The sequence below is a fragment of the Dyadobacter sp. NIV53 genome, from assembly GCF_019711195.1.
Lineage (GTDB): Bacteria > Bacteroidota > Bacteroidia > Cytophagales > Spirosomataceae > Dyadobacter.
In genome coordinates, this window is the sequence record NZ_CP081299.1 from 7,069,261 (window position 1) to 7,081,738 (window position 12,478).

13 protein-coding genes and 2 pseudogenes are annotated in these 12,478 nt (G+C 39.4%); 5 read left to right on the top strand and 10 right to left on the bottom strand.

Annotated features, from left to right (window positions below; genetic code table 11):
- The first annotated feature begins 244 nt into the window (after window positions 1-244).
- From KZC02_RS29100 to KZC02_RS29120, 5 genes are all read left to right on the top strand, one after another.
- Window positions 245-442, top strand: coding sequence for a hypothetical protein (locus KZC02_RS29100; RefSeq protein ID WP_221391874.1), 198 nt, complete (start codon window positions 245-247; stop codon window positions 440-442).
- Window positions 443-480: 38 nt separating this feature from the next.
- Complete coding sequence (locus KZC02_RS29105) at window positions 481-1,347, top strand: M4 family metallopeptidase (RefSeq protein WP_221391875.1); 867 nt, start codon at window positions 481-483, stop codon at window positions 1,345-1,347.
- A gap of 11 nt (window positions 1,348-1,358) precedes the next feature.
- Entirely contained in the window at window positions 1,359-1,625 is a 267-nt protein-coding gene (locus tag KZC02_RS29110) for a hypothetical protein (RefSeq protein ID WP_221391876.1), read from the top strand.
- Window positions 1,626-1,798: 173 nt separating this feature from the next.
- Window positions 1,799-2,185 (top strand): VOC family protein, encoded by a 387-nt coding sequence (locus tag KZC02_RS29115; RefSeq protein ID WP_221391877.1) that lies wholly within the window; start codon window positions 1,799-1,801, stop codon window positions 2,183-2,185.
- Window positions 2,186-2,401: 216 nt separating this feature from the next.
- Window positions 2,402-2,896, top strand: a complete 495-nt coding sequence (locus KZC02_RS29120) for a DinB family protein (RefSeq protein WP_221391878.1) — start codon at window positions 2,402-2,404, stop codon at window positions 2,894-2,896.
- A 55-nt stretch (window positions 2,897-2,951) separates the two neighbouring features.
- Here the strand turns inward: KZC02_RS29120 and KZC02_RS29125 are convergent, their stop codons facing one another.
- The 10 genes and pseudogenes from KZC02_RS29125 to KZC02_RS29170 all read right to left on the bottom strand — a co-directional run.
- Window positions 2,952-3,239, bottom strand: coding sequence for a hypothetical protein (locus tag KZC02_RS29125; RefSeq protein WP_221391879.1), 288 nt, complete (start codon window positions 3,237-3,239; stop codon window positions 2,952-2,954).
- Window positions 3,240-3,309: 70 nt separating this feature from the next.
- The gene (locus KZC02_RS29130) at window positions 3,310-3,732 is read right to left on the bottom strand and encodes a secondary thiamine-phosphate synthase enzyme YjbQ (protein WP_221391880.1); all 423 of its coding nucleotides are present in this window, start codon (window positions 3,730-3,732) and stop codon (window positions 3,310-3,312) included.
- A gap of 151 nt (window positions 3,733-3,883) precedes the next feature.
- Window positions 3,884-4,111: a hypothetical protein gene (locus tag KZC02_RS29135; RefSeq protein ID WP_221391881.1), complete on the bottom strand. Its 228-nt coding sequence runs from the start codon at window positions 4,109-4,111 to the stop codon at window positions 3,884-3,886.
- A 77-nt stretch (window positions 4,112-4,188) separates the two neighbouring features.
- Entirely contained in the window at window positions 4,189-5,511 is a 1,323-nt protein-coding gene (locus KZC02_RS29140) for a porin (protein ID WP_229253882.1), read from the bottom strand.
- A gap of 97 nt (window positions 5,512-5,608) precedes the next feature.
- A complete protein-coding gene (locus tag KZC02_RS29145; protein ID WP_221391882.1) occupies window positions 5,609-6,487 on the bottom strand; it encodes an aldose 1-epimerase family protein in 879 nt (292 codons plus the stop codon).
- A 113-nt stretch (window positions 6,488-6,600) separates the two neighbouring features.
- Window positions 6,601-7,816, bottom strand: a pseudogene (locus KZC02_RS29150) (aspartate aminotransferase family protein).
- Between the two features lie 160 nt (window positions 7,817-7,976).
- A complete protein-coding gene (locus KZC02_RS29155) occupies window positions 7,977-9,170 on the bottom strand; it encodes a hypothetical protein (protein WP_221391883.1) in 1,194 nt (397 codons plus the stop codon).
- A 38-nt stretch (window positions 9,171-9,208) separates the two neighbouring features.
- A complete protein-coding gene (locus KZC02_RS29160) occupies window positions 9,209-10,075 on the bottom strand; it encodes a type 1 glutamine amidotransferase (protein ID WP_221391884.1) in 867 nt (288 codons plus the stop codon).
- A 77-nt stretch (window positions 10,076-10,152) separates the two neighbouring features.
- Window positions 10,153-11,253: a carboxylate-amine ligase gene (locus KZC02_RS29165; protein WP_221391885.1), complete on the bottom strand. Its 1,101-nt coding sequence runs from the start codon at window positions 11,251-11,253 to the stop codon at window positions 10,153-10,155.
- A gap of 251 nt (window positions 11,254-11,504) precedes the next feature.
- Window positions 11,505-12,453, bottom strand: a pseudogene (locus KZC02_RS29170) (RimK family alpha-L-glutamate ligase); the annotation flags it as partial.
- Window positions 12,454-12,478 lie beyond the last annotated feature (25 nt).

Sequence of the window (12,478 nt, forward strand, 5' to 3'; positions counted from 1 at the left end):
GAGGAATGGCAATATAAATTACTGTTCAACAGCAAATTAGCTTCATTTTTCTGGTAGCCAAAATATACTGAAAATCTAATCTGGAAAACACTTTAATCTCCAGGCAAAGAATTCCAGGCATTTTAAATTGATTGGAAACAGCTACACTGTATTCGAAGTTGCCGGTTAATAAATGGCAGTTTTGATCTTTTGGAAAACCTGAAATGGTTTAGTAAATTCAGAATGTAAACAGTAAATATTTCAAATGGAAAATAATATGTGTCAGCATTCTTCACATAATCCTATCCAATGTGTGGTTCCGCCATACATAAGTGATAAACTGCTTGATCAGGCAAGCGCAAGAAAATTGCCGGTTATTGTAAATGATGAACTGCGGAGTTCGCGCTTTCGTAATGACCGTGCCTTTTTGCAAAACTCAACGAAACACAGCGGGCAGTATTGAGCCCGGTTGGCAGAGCATTAAAAACACCCGCTTTGAAAATGCAGGTATTCGACATGAACCATGATACTGATATGTCCAAGGCGGAACTGGTTTGGGACAATGGCAAAGCAAAAGGAAGACAAGATGCTGACACTAAACATTTAGTTGCCGCAGGGACTGCAACCTGGGATATGTACTACGAGATCTTTGGACGTAATTCCATCAATAATCTGGGTCTTGTCCTGAAACACTATATTCATTACGATAACAAATACAGCAATGCATTCTGGGATGGAAGACGCATGGTTTACGGTGATGGCGATGGTTCTATTTTTGGAAGTTTTACTGCCGATCCTGATATTATCGGACATGAGCTGACTCATGGTGTCACACAATATGAGGCAAATCTGGTTTATCATAATCAAAGTGGTGCACTCAACGAATCGATGTCGGACGTGTTTGGTATTATGATCAAGCAACGCCTTTTAAATCAGGACGTTAAAAAATCAAAATGGCTGATCGGAGAGAAAGTACTGAAAGGTGCTAAATATGCACTTCGAAGCATGAAAGCACCTGGTACTGCTTATGTTAATCATCCCGATCTTGGTACTGATCCACAGCCTGCTACTTTTGATAATTTCATGCAATTGCCTGATACGCAAAGAGGAGATTACGGTGGTGTCCATATTAATTCGGGAATTACAAATTTTGCTTTTTACGTAGCGGCCTTTAATATGGGTGGTTTTTCGTGGGAAAAGGCAGGCAGGATCTGGTATGCCGCCCTGACCGATACAGCTCAGCTAAGTCCCGAAGCTAGTTTTACCGATTTAAAGACACTGACAATCCAAAAAGCGGAATCACTTTTTGGTAATGGCAGCCTGGAAGCCAAAGCTGTGACCGATGGTTGGAACGAAGCGAAAGTGTAAAATCAATTACAATGAAAATAAAATTGCAGCGACTGGGTGGTTTACTGCCTGTTACAAGAGAAGCTACTACGGAAGTGGATTGGACGGATGGCGAATTTCAGCAATTGCTGAAGTCTATCCGTTCAGAAGAAGACAAAGATACGTTGAGCCGTGATGTTACATGCGATTATCTGGAAGTTGGGGGGGAAGTTTTTCAGGTTAATTTAAATAAGATCCCGGCCAAATATAAGGTTTCATTTGAAAAGTTAAAGGAAGGTTTAAAACCAGTAAAATCCTGACAGTGAACAGGAAAAACGAAGATTTGGAATGAACAAATTTTAGGCAGAAAGATAGAATTTATAAATATTTCAAAAAAATAAAATTTTTGTCCGGAATTGAAAAATTTAATTGTCTTTGAGATAAATATGTAGAAAGCCTGTACGGGCTAATAAATAAACTAAACCAATATATTATGTTCAAAGACACAAAAGCATTTAGCAGTTTTTCAGTAAATGACCTGGAAAAAGCAAAACAATTTTATGGAGAAGTACTTCAGGTTGATATTTCGGAAGAAAAGGAAATGGGATTACTCCAATTGCACCTTAAGGGTGGAAATGACATCGTAGTTTATCCAAAACCAGATCATTCTCCTGCAACATTTACTGTTCTCAATTTTTCAGTCCCACAGATTGAAACAGCAGTGGATGAACTTAAAAAAAGAGGTGTAATTTTTGAAAGTTACAATATGCCAGATTTAAAAACCGGTGAGGATCAAATTTCCCGTAGTGACGGTCATGCTGTTGCCTGGTTTAAAGATCCTGCGGGTAATATTTTATCCGTTATGACATCAGGATCATAAACAGTTACACTGTTTGTTGCAAATGTTTTTATTTGCAAATCTTGTAAACTCTCTTCTCCCTGTAATCCATTGAGTTTGGATTATCCTTATAGCTTTATTGGATTAATGCGTTCCTTTTTGATTTAAAAATTAAAGGATAAAAATCTGTTACCTAATTTAATCGAAATTGGTAATGGGAGTAGTTAAAAATTCTTAAAATACTAAACCTATCATCAGATGGAAATAATCACAAACAGCAAATTGTATTCATTACTTGTGTTATACGATATGCAAACTACATTTTTTAATAATGTGCTGGACGGTATTTCAGATAATGATACACATAACAGATTGAATACCAAAGCGAATCATATTGCATGGCTTACGGGTAGCCTGGTTCAGCAGCGTTATGACCTGGCGAATGAACTCGGGATAGAGATGAAGCAGGAGGCAAATGAGCTCTTTAAGGATAACAAAGGAATTCAGGATGATGCTACTTACCCTTCATTAGCATCATATAAAAAAGATTTTGAAAAAATCACACCTGTCCTTAGAAGTGCATTGGCCGAGGCTACGGAAAACCAGCTTAACCATGAAATTGATATGGGATCTGATCAAAAAATGACCTTTTATGATCTTGTTAGTTTCTGCAGTTACCGGGAGGCAAACGTAATTGGTCAGATCGCGCTGTGGCGTAGGTTACTTGATTATCCGGCTATGAAATATATGTAAATCACAATCAGGACATGAAAATACCCGCTGCTTACCATGCAGCGGATGTTTTTGTCTAAACTTTACTTACATAATAGTTGACCGTAAGAACGGGGTCATTTCCTGATTTAGGGTCAGGAACGTCCGGGTTCGGCACTAAATCCAAATTGGTATATATCGTATCAATCACATATTGTTCTTCATTGAAAAGAAAATATTCTCCAACCGTTAAAAATTTCCGTGAAGGGAACTCCGTCCATTCTGCAAAAGTATATTGGCTGATTTGGAGATTGTCATCAATTCCTTCACTTAGTTGTTCATTATCGCTCAACATAAAACGGATACTTGCAGTTATTTTGCTCATCGGCAGAGATATAGTTATAGTAGTAAATCCAATTTAATTTTTACGGTTTGGCCGGAATTGTCTTTCAAAATTATTCTCCCCAGGCTGTAACCACAAAACTTCTTGCACCTCCGTAATTCCTGTGTTCGCACAAATATATTCCCTGCCAGGTACCCATAGCTAATCTTCCGTTTCGAATCGGGATCATTACCGAGCTTCCCATCATGGATGCTTTAATGTGTGCTGGCATATCATCTGATCCTTCGTCGTCATGCTGATAATCCGGATCATTTTCAGGAACAGCTTTATTAAAATACATTTCAAAATCCATCCTGACGGTCGGATCTGCATTTTCGTTAATGGTCAGGGAAGCAGAAGTATGCTGAATAAAAACCTGGCACATGCCCGTATTGATCTCATTAATCTGTGGCAAGGCATAAGTAACTTCGCCTGTAATAAGATGAAATCCTCTTTTCCTTTCTTTCAACTGAAATACCTGCTGGAAAATTTTCATTAATTCTTAGATTCCATTTAACTCAATAATAGGGATAAAAAACAGGTTCTGAAAGATTTTTTGAACACCAGAGTGTATTATTTGCCTATTTTCCATGTATTACCAGCTTATTTATAATTAATGACGAATTTGTGCAATCCGGATACAGGTTCTAAAAAATGACCATTAAATCGGAATCAGGATTTTTATTGCTTTCCAGATATTCCCATTCTATTATCTCATTTTCCATAAAACTATTTCCAGCATCGCCGGATTCATCATTGCCAATGAGTTCAATAAAGGCTTTGAGGTCAATATTATAGATCCCTTCGTGCTGAATCCCTTGCTGGTCTGTGAAAAGTATTGGACGATGATCAGCTGGTAAATAGTTATTTTTCATGGCGGTGACAGTTTTAGTTTGAAGGCCAAAGCACAAAAACGATGCCAGAAAAGTATAAAATATTTTAACGCAGTTTTTTAAAAGTTGTACTGTACCCGGCAAGTAACAACATCATCAGGAATATCATCTGAAAATCCGGACAAACCAGATTTTTCATTTTTTACAAAATCGTAATAAAGCATGAATTTTAAGGACGAATTAGCATAATAAACATACCCGAAACCAAGCGTGTTGTATTGTAAATCGGCTTTTCCAAATCCCATGTTATCCGTAATTTCTTTTCCGGAAACCTTACTATTTGGATCATACCAATCGTATTTTACTACAAATTCGTGCTGGGTACTCCAGAGGTTTTGAAGAAAATAAAAATATGCTCCGTCAAAATTTCTCAAATAAAGAGGATCTTTTATTCCATTTGTAACCGGGTAGATACCCGGAGATTCGCTGCTGGCCAGTGTAGCCGTTTGCTTACCTTTTATAAATTCCGCCCGGATTTCTGTATGTCCATGTTTGTTAGGAAATAATAACTGGAAGTCGGCACCGGAATAATTGCGTGGAGAAATTTTTCTATAATTAGAAGCCGCCGAATCACGTACAGTTTGGTAACCGTCAGAAATCTGTTTAGTACTATATAAAATATTCGACTGGCTTGTGATACCACCGGCATAACCAGACAAACCCGCAGATAAAATTACTCCGTGGAAGACATGAAATTTGGTTGGTTTCAGGCTTAACCTGGCAATAACATCTTTATGACTGTCGTAATCAACCGGGCCAGACACACCCTGACCATTAAATACACCCACATCCAGTTTTACCTTGCCCCATTTACTCCCTTTTTTACGGTCATTTATAGTCACCATAATTCCAATATCCCTTTCTGTTTTCATCAGAATCTGAGACATTCTTCCTCTTTCGGGTGATTCCCGGTTTGCAGAGGCGAGGTTTATTTCGTAGCCAAAAGGGCGGGCAAACATCCCCGTTGTAACTGAAAAAAGTTTGTATTTATTTTCATAAAACCTTCCCCAAAAATCGCGGATAGCTACCCCGCGCTCAGTTCCGTCAAACTGAAATACAAAATCAGTAGTAACCTCGTTTGTTTCATTTAAATGAGCATAATCAATCCGCAAGCGACCACGGCGAATCATAAACCGGTTGTTAGACATTGGGGCAAAATTACCACCGCTAAAAGATTCTATTCCTCCATTTTTAGTATACTGGAATTGTGGCTGCATGTATCCGCTGACATTCAACCGGTTATATCTTTCGTAAATAGATAACATTCCTTTTCCCATGTGATTGGTCGTATCAACCAGATCCATCAGAAAACGTTGTGCAAAGATTTGTTGGGAGGTAAGAAACAAGAAAACGAAAAGGAGTCCGGAGATCCATTTTTTCATTATACAGGAAAATTAAAATTGGTGTCAGATAAACGCGCAAAGGACTCCAATTTTTTTAACTTATATGTTATAGTTGGTGAAGATTATTTTAAAATTACTACTCGCTGATCTCAATGGAATACAATGCTTTAAACACAGCTTTTGATTCCAGATTCAATATACCTTCCTTATTTTCAAGATTTTGATCTGAGTCCGCATTGTCTGCTATACCAAGCCAGGGTTCAATACAAACAAAATTTGCATTCGGTTTTGCCCATATTCCAAGATAGGGAAAATCGGCATAATGTAAAGTGATTACTTGTCCGGATTTAGTACTGCGCAAACTGACCTGAGTAGATTTTAATGTCTTGAATATCAGTGCATCGTGGTCAAAAAGGTGGCCGTTCAAATGCAGGACATTTGTATTATGCAGGATTGGTTTGGTATGATTTCCTACCAGGCCATCTTTTTCAAGAAGCCAGGTAGATTCAGTTTCAACCTGTTCAAATTCCAGGTAATAATCCTCATAAACCTCATCATCACTCAAAGGACATTTAAAAGCCGGATGCCCTCCAAGAGAAAATAACATTGGTTCATCACCATGGTTGGTAACCTCATGGCTAACTATAATTCTATTGTCGTAGAGTGTGTAAGTGATCTGGAATTCAAATTTAAACGGGTATATTTTCAGCGTTACATCATCATATTGTAAGCCAAAAGTAAGGCTGTTTTCGGTTTTGCGAACAAGCTTTACATTCGGATTATTACGTACAATTCCATGGCGCGGGACAGCATATTCCCTTTCATTATATTTTACAAAACCATTTTTAATGGCTCCGATTACAGGAAATAAAACGGGCGAATAACTCGCCCATACGTCAGGATTGGCATCCCACATGAATTCCTTACCCGTTTGTACGGATTGTATCTGGCATAATTCCGCTCCTGTTAGGTTTACCGATATCAGTAGCTTTTCATTTTCGATTGTATATTTCATAATGGGTTTGTTTATAGGGGTTCATGCAGACTAACAGAAGTTTTTCGCAGAAAGCAGGGAGGATTAATTCTTTGCGTTCTCCGCGAAAGCTCCTTCTACTCTGTGTGTACCTTTTATTCAGAATCTAATACTTCTAAAATCACACCACACGCTTCCCGGATCTGTTCTTCCGTGATAACAAGGGGAGGGGCAATTCTCATAGAGTTATCACAGAACAGAAACCAATCAGTAACAACGCCTTTCACAATACATTGATCAATAGTCTGTTTCAGTTTTTCGAAAGACTCCATTTCTGCTGCCAGCATAAGCCCTTTTCCTCTTACTTCTTTTATTTTAGGATGTACCAGTAATGACTTAAAAAGTTCTCCTTTCACTATGGCACTTGCTGGTAAATTTTCGTTTATTGTTACCTGTAAAGCGGCAAGAGCCGATGTACAACTCACCGGATGTCCCCCAAATGTAGTAATGTGACCTAAAATGGGATTGGTCTTCAGTACACCCATCACTGCCTGGGAAGCCATAAAAGCACCAATTGGCATACCGCCTCCCATACCTTTTAGCACTTAAAAGGATATCAGGGTAAATATTATATTGTTCGAAGGCCCAGAAACTTCCGGTTCTTCCATATCCGGTCTGAACTTCATCCAAAATAAGCAAAGCGCCAACTTCAGTACATTTTCTACGCAATGCAGTAACATATTCCTGGGTAGGAATACGTACGCCCGATTCTCCACCAATGATTTCTATAACGACAGCTGCTGTTTTAACAGTTATTTTTTCAAGATCACTTAATAATCCGTGTGTTATATTTTTTATTTCAGGAAGTAACGGACGAAAACTGCGTTTGAAAAACTCTGCTCCTGAAAGGCTTAAAGCGCCTTGAGTTGCTCCATGATAGGCATTGAAACAAGATACAAACTCGGATCTGCCGGTGAATCGCTTGGCTAATTTCATAGCACCTTCAACGGCCTCAGTTCCTGAGTTTGTAAAATAAACGTTATCAATTAATCCAAAAGGTGAGGGGTTATCGGAATCAAAATTTAAAGTATCCGACAATGCTTTGGCAAGCTGGACTTGTGTACCTTGTACAAATTCACCATAAACGAGCAAGTGTAAATGTTTGTCAAGTTGTGTATGAATGGCCTTCAAAACTGCCGGGTGCCTGTGTCCAACGTTACTTACACCTATTCCCGAAATTAAATCAAGATAGTGTTTGCCATCGGTTCCATACATATAAACACCTTCGGCACGGTCAATTTCTAATGCTAACGGATAATCAGAAGTCTGCGCAACATGGTTAAAAAAATGTTGTCGGTGAGTAATATGCATCTTATATTTTTAATACTTTTAAAAAGTATGATTCTTTTAATATTGTCTAACAGATGAAGGGAGCCTTACGCAGAGAACAAAGTTTATCCTTGCGGTATCTGGGTTTTGATCTTTGCGGCCTTTGGGCAACGGACGATTCCCTGAAACCTTTCTTCAACTCTCATTTTTCAAAGTAGCAAGCGCTTCCACCAACCCAGGTAAAATTTTTATTGAAATCAACTCCGATCATTTCCCCACGGCTCAACCGGCTCAGACTAATCATTAATTCCGGTTTTTCCGCATGATCGGGCCAGCCGTACATCATTCTTATTTCACATTTTACCAATCCATCCGGTGCCTGGATCACAGGTTCGTAAACTACTTTTCTTTGAAGAATATAATTTTCCGGATCCTTAATTGATTCCAGCATAGTATTGTCCACATGAATTTTTACACCGCTTCCGGCAAATGAGAAAAGTGGTTTCAATACATAATTTTCCAGATCAGAGGGGAAAATTCCATTGTAATCACTGACAAATTTAGTCTCAGGAACAAATTCGCTATTCAAAAAAGGCAACGCAAACTTACTGATCCTGAAAAACCAATTAGGATGCCCAACCCAGGTTACGTCCACGTCGTCGGTAAAATGGTAGCTCGTTTCCAGATCAGGGTAATTTTGCAGGTCATCGAATATGAGACGGTTGTATATTCGCTTTACCTGAACCTTTCGCCCTTCTTTTTCATAAAATAACTTCCTTCCTTCCCTGATTAATTTGGTATAACAAATTGCTTTAACACCAATCAACTCTTCCGTTATGGCGAAGTCAATTCTCGTTTTTTGTTTTTCAGGATAAATTTCCAACAGAATTACTTCCTCGGGATTTTCACCAGCAACAATGAGGTCTTTTAATTTTTGAATATAAGCTTCCTCTGATTCTGCTCCGAAAGCGTACTGAAACTTGTCCGATATGCTAAAGTGCTTGGGAAAAGTTTCAGACAAATAAGCCTGATAAGCATATAATGATGGAAATCCCTGCAGTTCAATCAGCTGAGGGAATAATTCGCCGGATTCCTTTTTACAAATGGCAAAATCGATTGCCAGGAATGAAGAATGCCCATTTTCATTGGGAACGTTATGGCCGGCCGGAACAGCACGATTGGTTTTTAAAGAAAAATCCGGGGACAGCAATGTTTCAATAATTCCGTCACAAGCCTCTATCAGGCTTTTCTTTAATTCGACTGGTACAAATACAGGTGTTTCAGCTACCCGAAAATCCAGTTGTCCAGGATGATCTGCTGCAATATTAGAAACAAAAGCATTGTATTTTTCCTCTGTAAATGACTGGTTGAATTCTTTGCGGGCTTCCTTATGCATATTGTCAAAGATTCAGTTTAAAGCTGTGAAGTGTTCAATTATATAATTTTTGCTAAAGGGCTTTCAGATTGCTCATTAGACTGTGATTTATAGAAAGCATTTCTCAAAAATGTAGGTATGATCACTGATTCTGTCATCAGTATTTTATCAGCATCGTTCAGATTTGTGATCATGTCATCATATTTCTGTTCGCCGTGATTGGCAATAATAGACGCTTTTTTATCCTCACGAAGAAAGTAACGCAGCATTCCCTCGGCATCTGCCTCAGGATGAAACTGGGTTCCTACAATTTCATTTGAGAAACGCATTGCCATAACTGCGCGTTCGAGCTGTACATGCGGGCGGATTTTTTCCAGACAAAGCACCTTTGCACCCATTTGATCCAATACGTATTGATTGGGCTGAGTAACCTGAAAATCCCTTGAATCTACAATCCAGAAAGGGTCGTTCAGTAAATTGAGTAAAGGATCTTTCCGTCCCAATGGTGTTTTGTGTACGGGAAACGTTCCAAAAGATGTTTTTCTTCTTTTACTTACTCCTGCCAGCTGCCAGTGAATACATGCCATTTGAAAGGAGTGGCAGATTAAAAACAGATGTTTTTTTGTACGGTTATTCCGGTTGGCATTAAATTGAATCAAACTATCCAGGAAATAAAAAAACTTTCTTTCCCAAACTTCACCAACCGGTGCCGGATTGCCCGGGCCACCTGTAGAAATATACGCGTCAAAGTCCAGGCCTGGGGTTTCTAATTTCTGCCGTACATCAAATATCTGATATTCAATGTTTATAGACTCATTTTCACCAAAGTTTGTTATAATTTTTTTAATACAACGCATCCCCTCATTCGCAACGCCGTCGTACATATCCAGAATCGCAATCCTGAATTTTTTATTGTCATTGTTCATTTTATTAGCTTTTAGCTTGTTGGTTTCACGCAAAGGTTTCTTTCTCGGCGTGAAACCTTCTTTCTTCCCTTTATCCGTTACTCTATTCCAACTTTAGTTTCGGAAACAATATAATCTACTACTGCATTCAGATCGCCGGTTGCTTCGAATACCGCCAGCTGACGATCTGCGCCAGTTCCCTTTTCCATGATCTGATGGATATATTCAATTTCATGCCGGCTACCCAGCTCGTCTACCACATCATCGATAAATTCCAGGAGCTCACCCGCCAGAATCTTGTATTCTACTTCTTCCTGCTTTCCGAAATCAATGAGTTTTCCATGAATCCCGTAACGTGCTGCACGCCATTTATTTTCATTGATAAGCATCCGGTGGTAAGGGCGGAAACTCAGGTTCATGCGGTGTAACTTATGAATTTTAGCAACAAGCGCCTGCATAATAGCCGCCAGACAAATTGTTTCATCTGTCCGCATGGGTACGTCGCACATCCTGAATTCAATTGTATTAAAGAACGGATGAAGTCTAATGTCCCACCAGATCTTTTTGCCGTTGTCTATACATTTGGTCTTCACAAGCAAATCTATATACTCATCGTATTCGGCGGCACTTGAGAAAAAATCAGGAATACCAGTTCTTGGGAACTTGTCAAAAACTTTCGATCTGTACGATTTAAAACCAGTATTCCGGCCGCACCAGAATGGCGAATTTGTAGAAAGTGCATAAATATGAGGAAGGAAATAACGTACTGCGTTCATAATGGCTATGCCTTCATTCCGGTTTTCTATTCCTACGTGCACGTGTAATCCAAAAATAAGATTACCACGTGCAACATCCCGCATTTCGTCAATAATCTCGTCATAACGTGGATCCGGAGTGATCAGCTGTTCAACCCAGTCGGCAAACGGATGGGTTCCGGCGGCGGCAACGTGTAAGTCCTGTTTTGCGGCAAGATCAAGGATCATTTTTCGCAGGTAAGTAACTTCTTCCCGGGCTTCCTGTATATTATGGCAGATATTTGTCCCGACTTCAACTACTGCCTGGTGCATTTCTGCTTTGACGCGCTCTTTTAATGTGATTTTTCCGTCTTCCACAAGCTTAGACATGTGTGATCTGAGATTGCGTGTTACCGGATCTATGGTTTGAAATTCCTCTTCAATTCCAAGCGTGAACGTAGGCATGTGATGTGCTCTTTAGTTTGATTGTGGTTCTATGCTTTTTTCTTAGCGGGCTTCGTTGCTGCTGCGGCTTTCGGTTCTTTAACGGCAGCAGGCTTTTTAGTTGCAGCCGCTTTTTTGACAGCTACTTTCAACATTACCTCATCGGCGGTTATAGCTTCGGGAGTTACTTCATCCACAGAAGTTGATTCGGTTTCAGGCACCACTGCTTCGGCATTCACTTCTTGTGAAGAACTTGGTGAAACTACGGAAAGAGCAGCTGATTCACTTACAAAAGTACCCCAGGTTAAATTGGTTTTACCGGGAACCTGTTTTTTTGCACGCTCAATGGCCATGTTTGCTGCTGCTTCCACTACCCACTCAAAATTATCATGACCTACCGAATAGATATCAGCATCCGGAGCCGGGTTGCAGAAATCTATCGCGATCGGTATTCCGTCACGTACTGCAAATTCTACGGTATTGAAATCATAACCAAGTGCTATGTTCAGTTTAAGTACATATTCTTTTATTGTTGCCAATAGTTTTTCACGCTCTTCGCCGGTTGCGTTCAGTTCAGCCGCATATCGCAAATGGTGTGGATTACGTGGTTCATAAGGCATGATCAACACATCTTTCTGGCCAATACAATAACAGCGTACATAATCGTCGAATACGATTTCTTCCTTGTAGCATCATAATCAGATGACCGGTTTCACCATGTTTGTTCCACATGTCCTGAGCATCTTCTACTTTATATACACTTTTCCAGCCACCTCCGTCATGCGGTTTCATATACGCAGGAAAACCTACATACTGAAACATTTCTTCCCAGGCCAAAGGGAATTTAAGGTTACGGAAAGATGTTTCGCTCGTATCCAAAGGCCGTTCTTTTGACGGTAGTAAAACAGTTTTCGGAACCGGAACGCCTACTTTTTCAGCAAGTGCATTGTTAAAAAACTTTTCATCAGCACTCCACCAGAACGGATTGTTAATTACAGCTGTCCCGCTTAATGCAGCATTTTTGAGATATGCCCTGTAAAACGGAACATCCTGTGAAATCCTGTCTATAATCACTGCATATTCGGTAGGGTCAGCCTGTACAACCTTGTCAATCGTTACTGCTTCGGCAATAATATCTGGTTCTCCTTTGCTGTTTACACGATCTATAAAAGCTTGCGGAAATGTATTTTCCATTCCGAAGAGAATTCCGATTTTTTTCATAATAAGGTTTATTTTTATGTTGAAT

Excerpts from the sequence above, each read along its gene's own strand:
- KZC02_RS29160 (WP_221391884.1), bottom strand. The coding sequence starts at position 10,075 with ATGAACAATGACAATAAAAAATTCAGGATTGCGATTCTGGATATGTAC.
- KZC02_RS29155 (WP_221391883.1), bottom strand. The coding sequence starts at position 9,170 with ATGCATAAGGAAGCCCGCAAAGAATTCAACCAGTCATTTACAGAGGAA.
- KZC02_RS29120 (WP_221391878.1), top strand. The coding sequence starts at position 2,402 with ATGGAAATAATCACAAACAGCAAATTGTATTCATTACTTGTGTTATAC.
- KZC02_RS29165 (WP_221391885.1), bottom strand. The coding sequence starts at position 11,253 with ATGCCTACGTTCACGCTTGGAATTGAAGAGGAATTTCAAACCATAGAT.
- KZC02_RS29135 (WP_221391881.1), bottom strand. The coding sequence starts at position 4,111 with ATGAAAAATAACTATTTACCAGCTGATCATCGTCCAATACTTTTCACA.
- KZC02_RS29115 (WP_221391877.1), top strand. The coding sequence starts at position 1,799 with ATGTTCAAAGACACAAAAGCATTTAGCAGTTTTTCAGTAAATGACCTG.
- KZC02_RS29100 (WP_221391874.1), top strand. The coding sequence starts at position 245 with ATGGAAAATAATATGTGTCAGCATTCTTCACATAATCCTATCCAATGT.
- KZC02_RS29110 (WP_221391876.1), top strand. The coding sequence starts at position 1,359 with ATGAAAATAAAATTGCAGCGACTGGGTGGTTTACTGCCTGTTACAAGA.
- KZC02_RS29105 (WP_221391875.1), top strand. The coding sequence starts at position 481 with ATGCAGGTATTCGACATGAACCATGATACTGATATGTCCAAGGCGGAA.
- KZC02_RS29130 (WP_221391880.1), bottom strand. The coding sequence starts at position 3,732 with ATGAAAATTTTCCAGCAGGTATTTCAGTTGAAAGAAAGGAAAAGAGGA.
- KZC02_RS29140 (WP_229253882.1), bottom strand. The coding sequence starts at position 5,511 with ATGAAAAAATGGATCTCCGGACTCCTTTTCGTTTTCTTGTTTCTTACC.
- KZC02_RS29145 (WP_221391882.1), bottom strand. The coding sequence starts at position 6,487 with ATGAAATATACAATCGAAAATGAAAAGCTACTGATATCGGTAAACCTA.
- KZC02_RS29125 (WP_221391879.1), bottom strand. The coding sequence starts at position 3,239 with ATGAGCAAAATAACTGCAAGTATCCGTTTTATGTTGAGCGATAATGAA.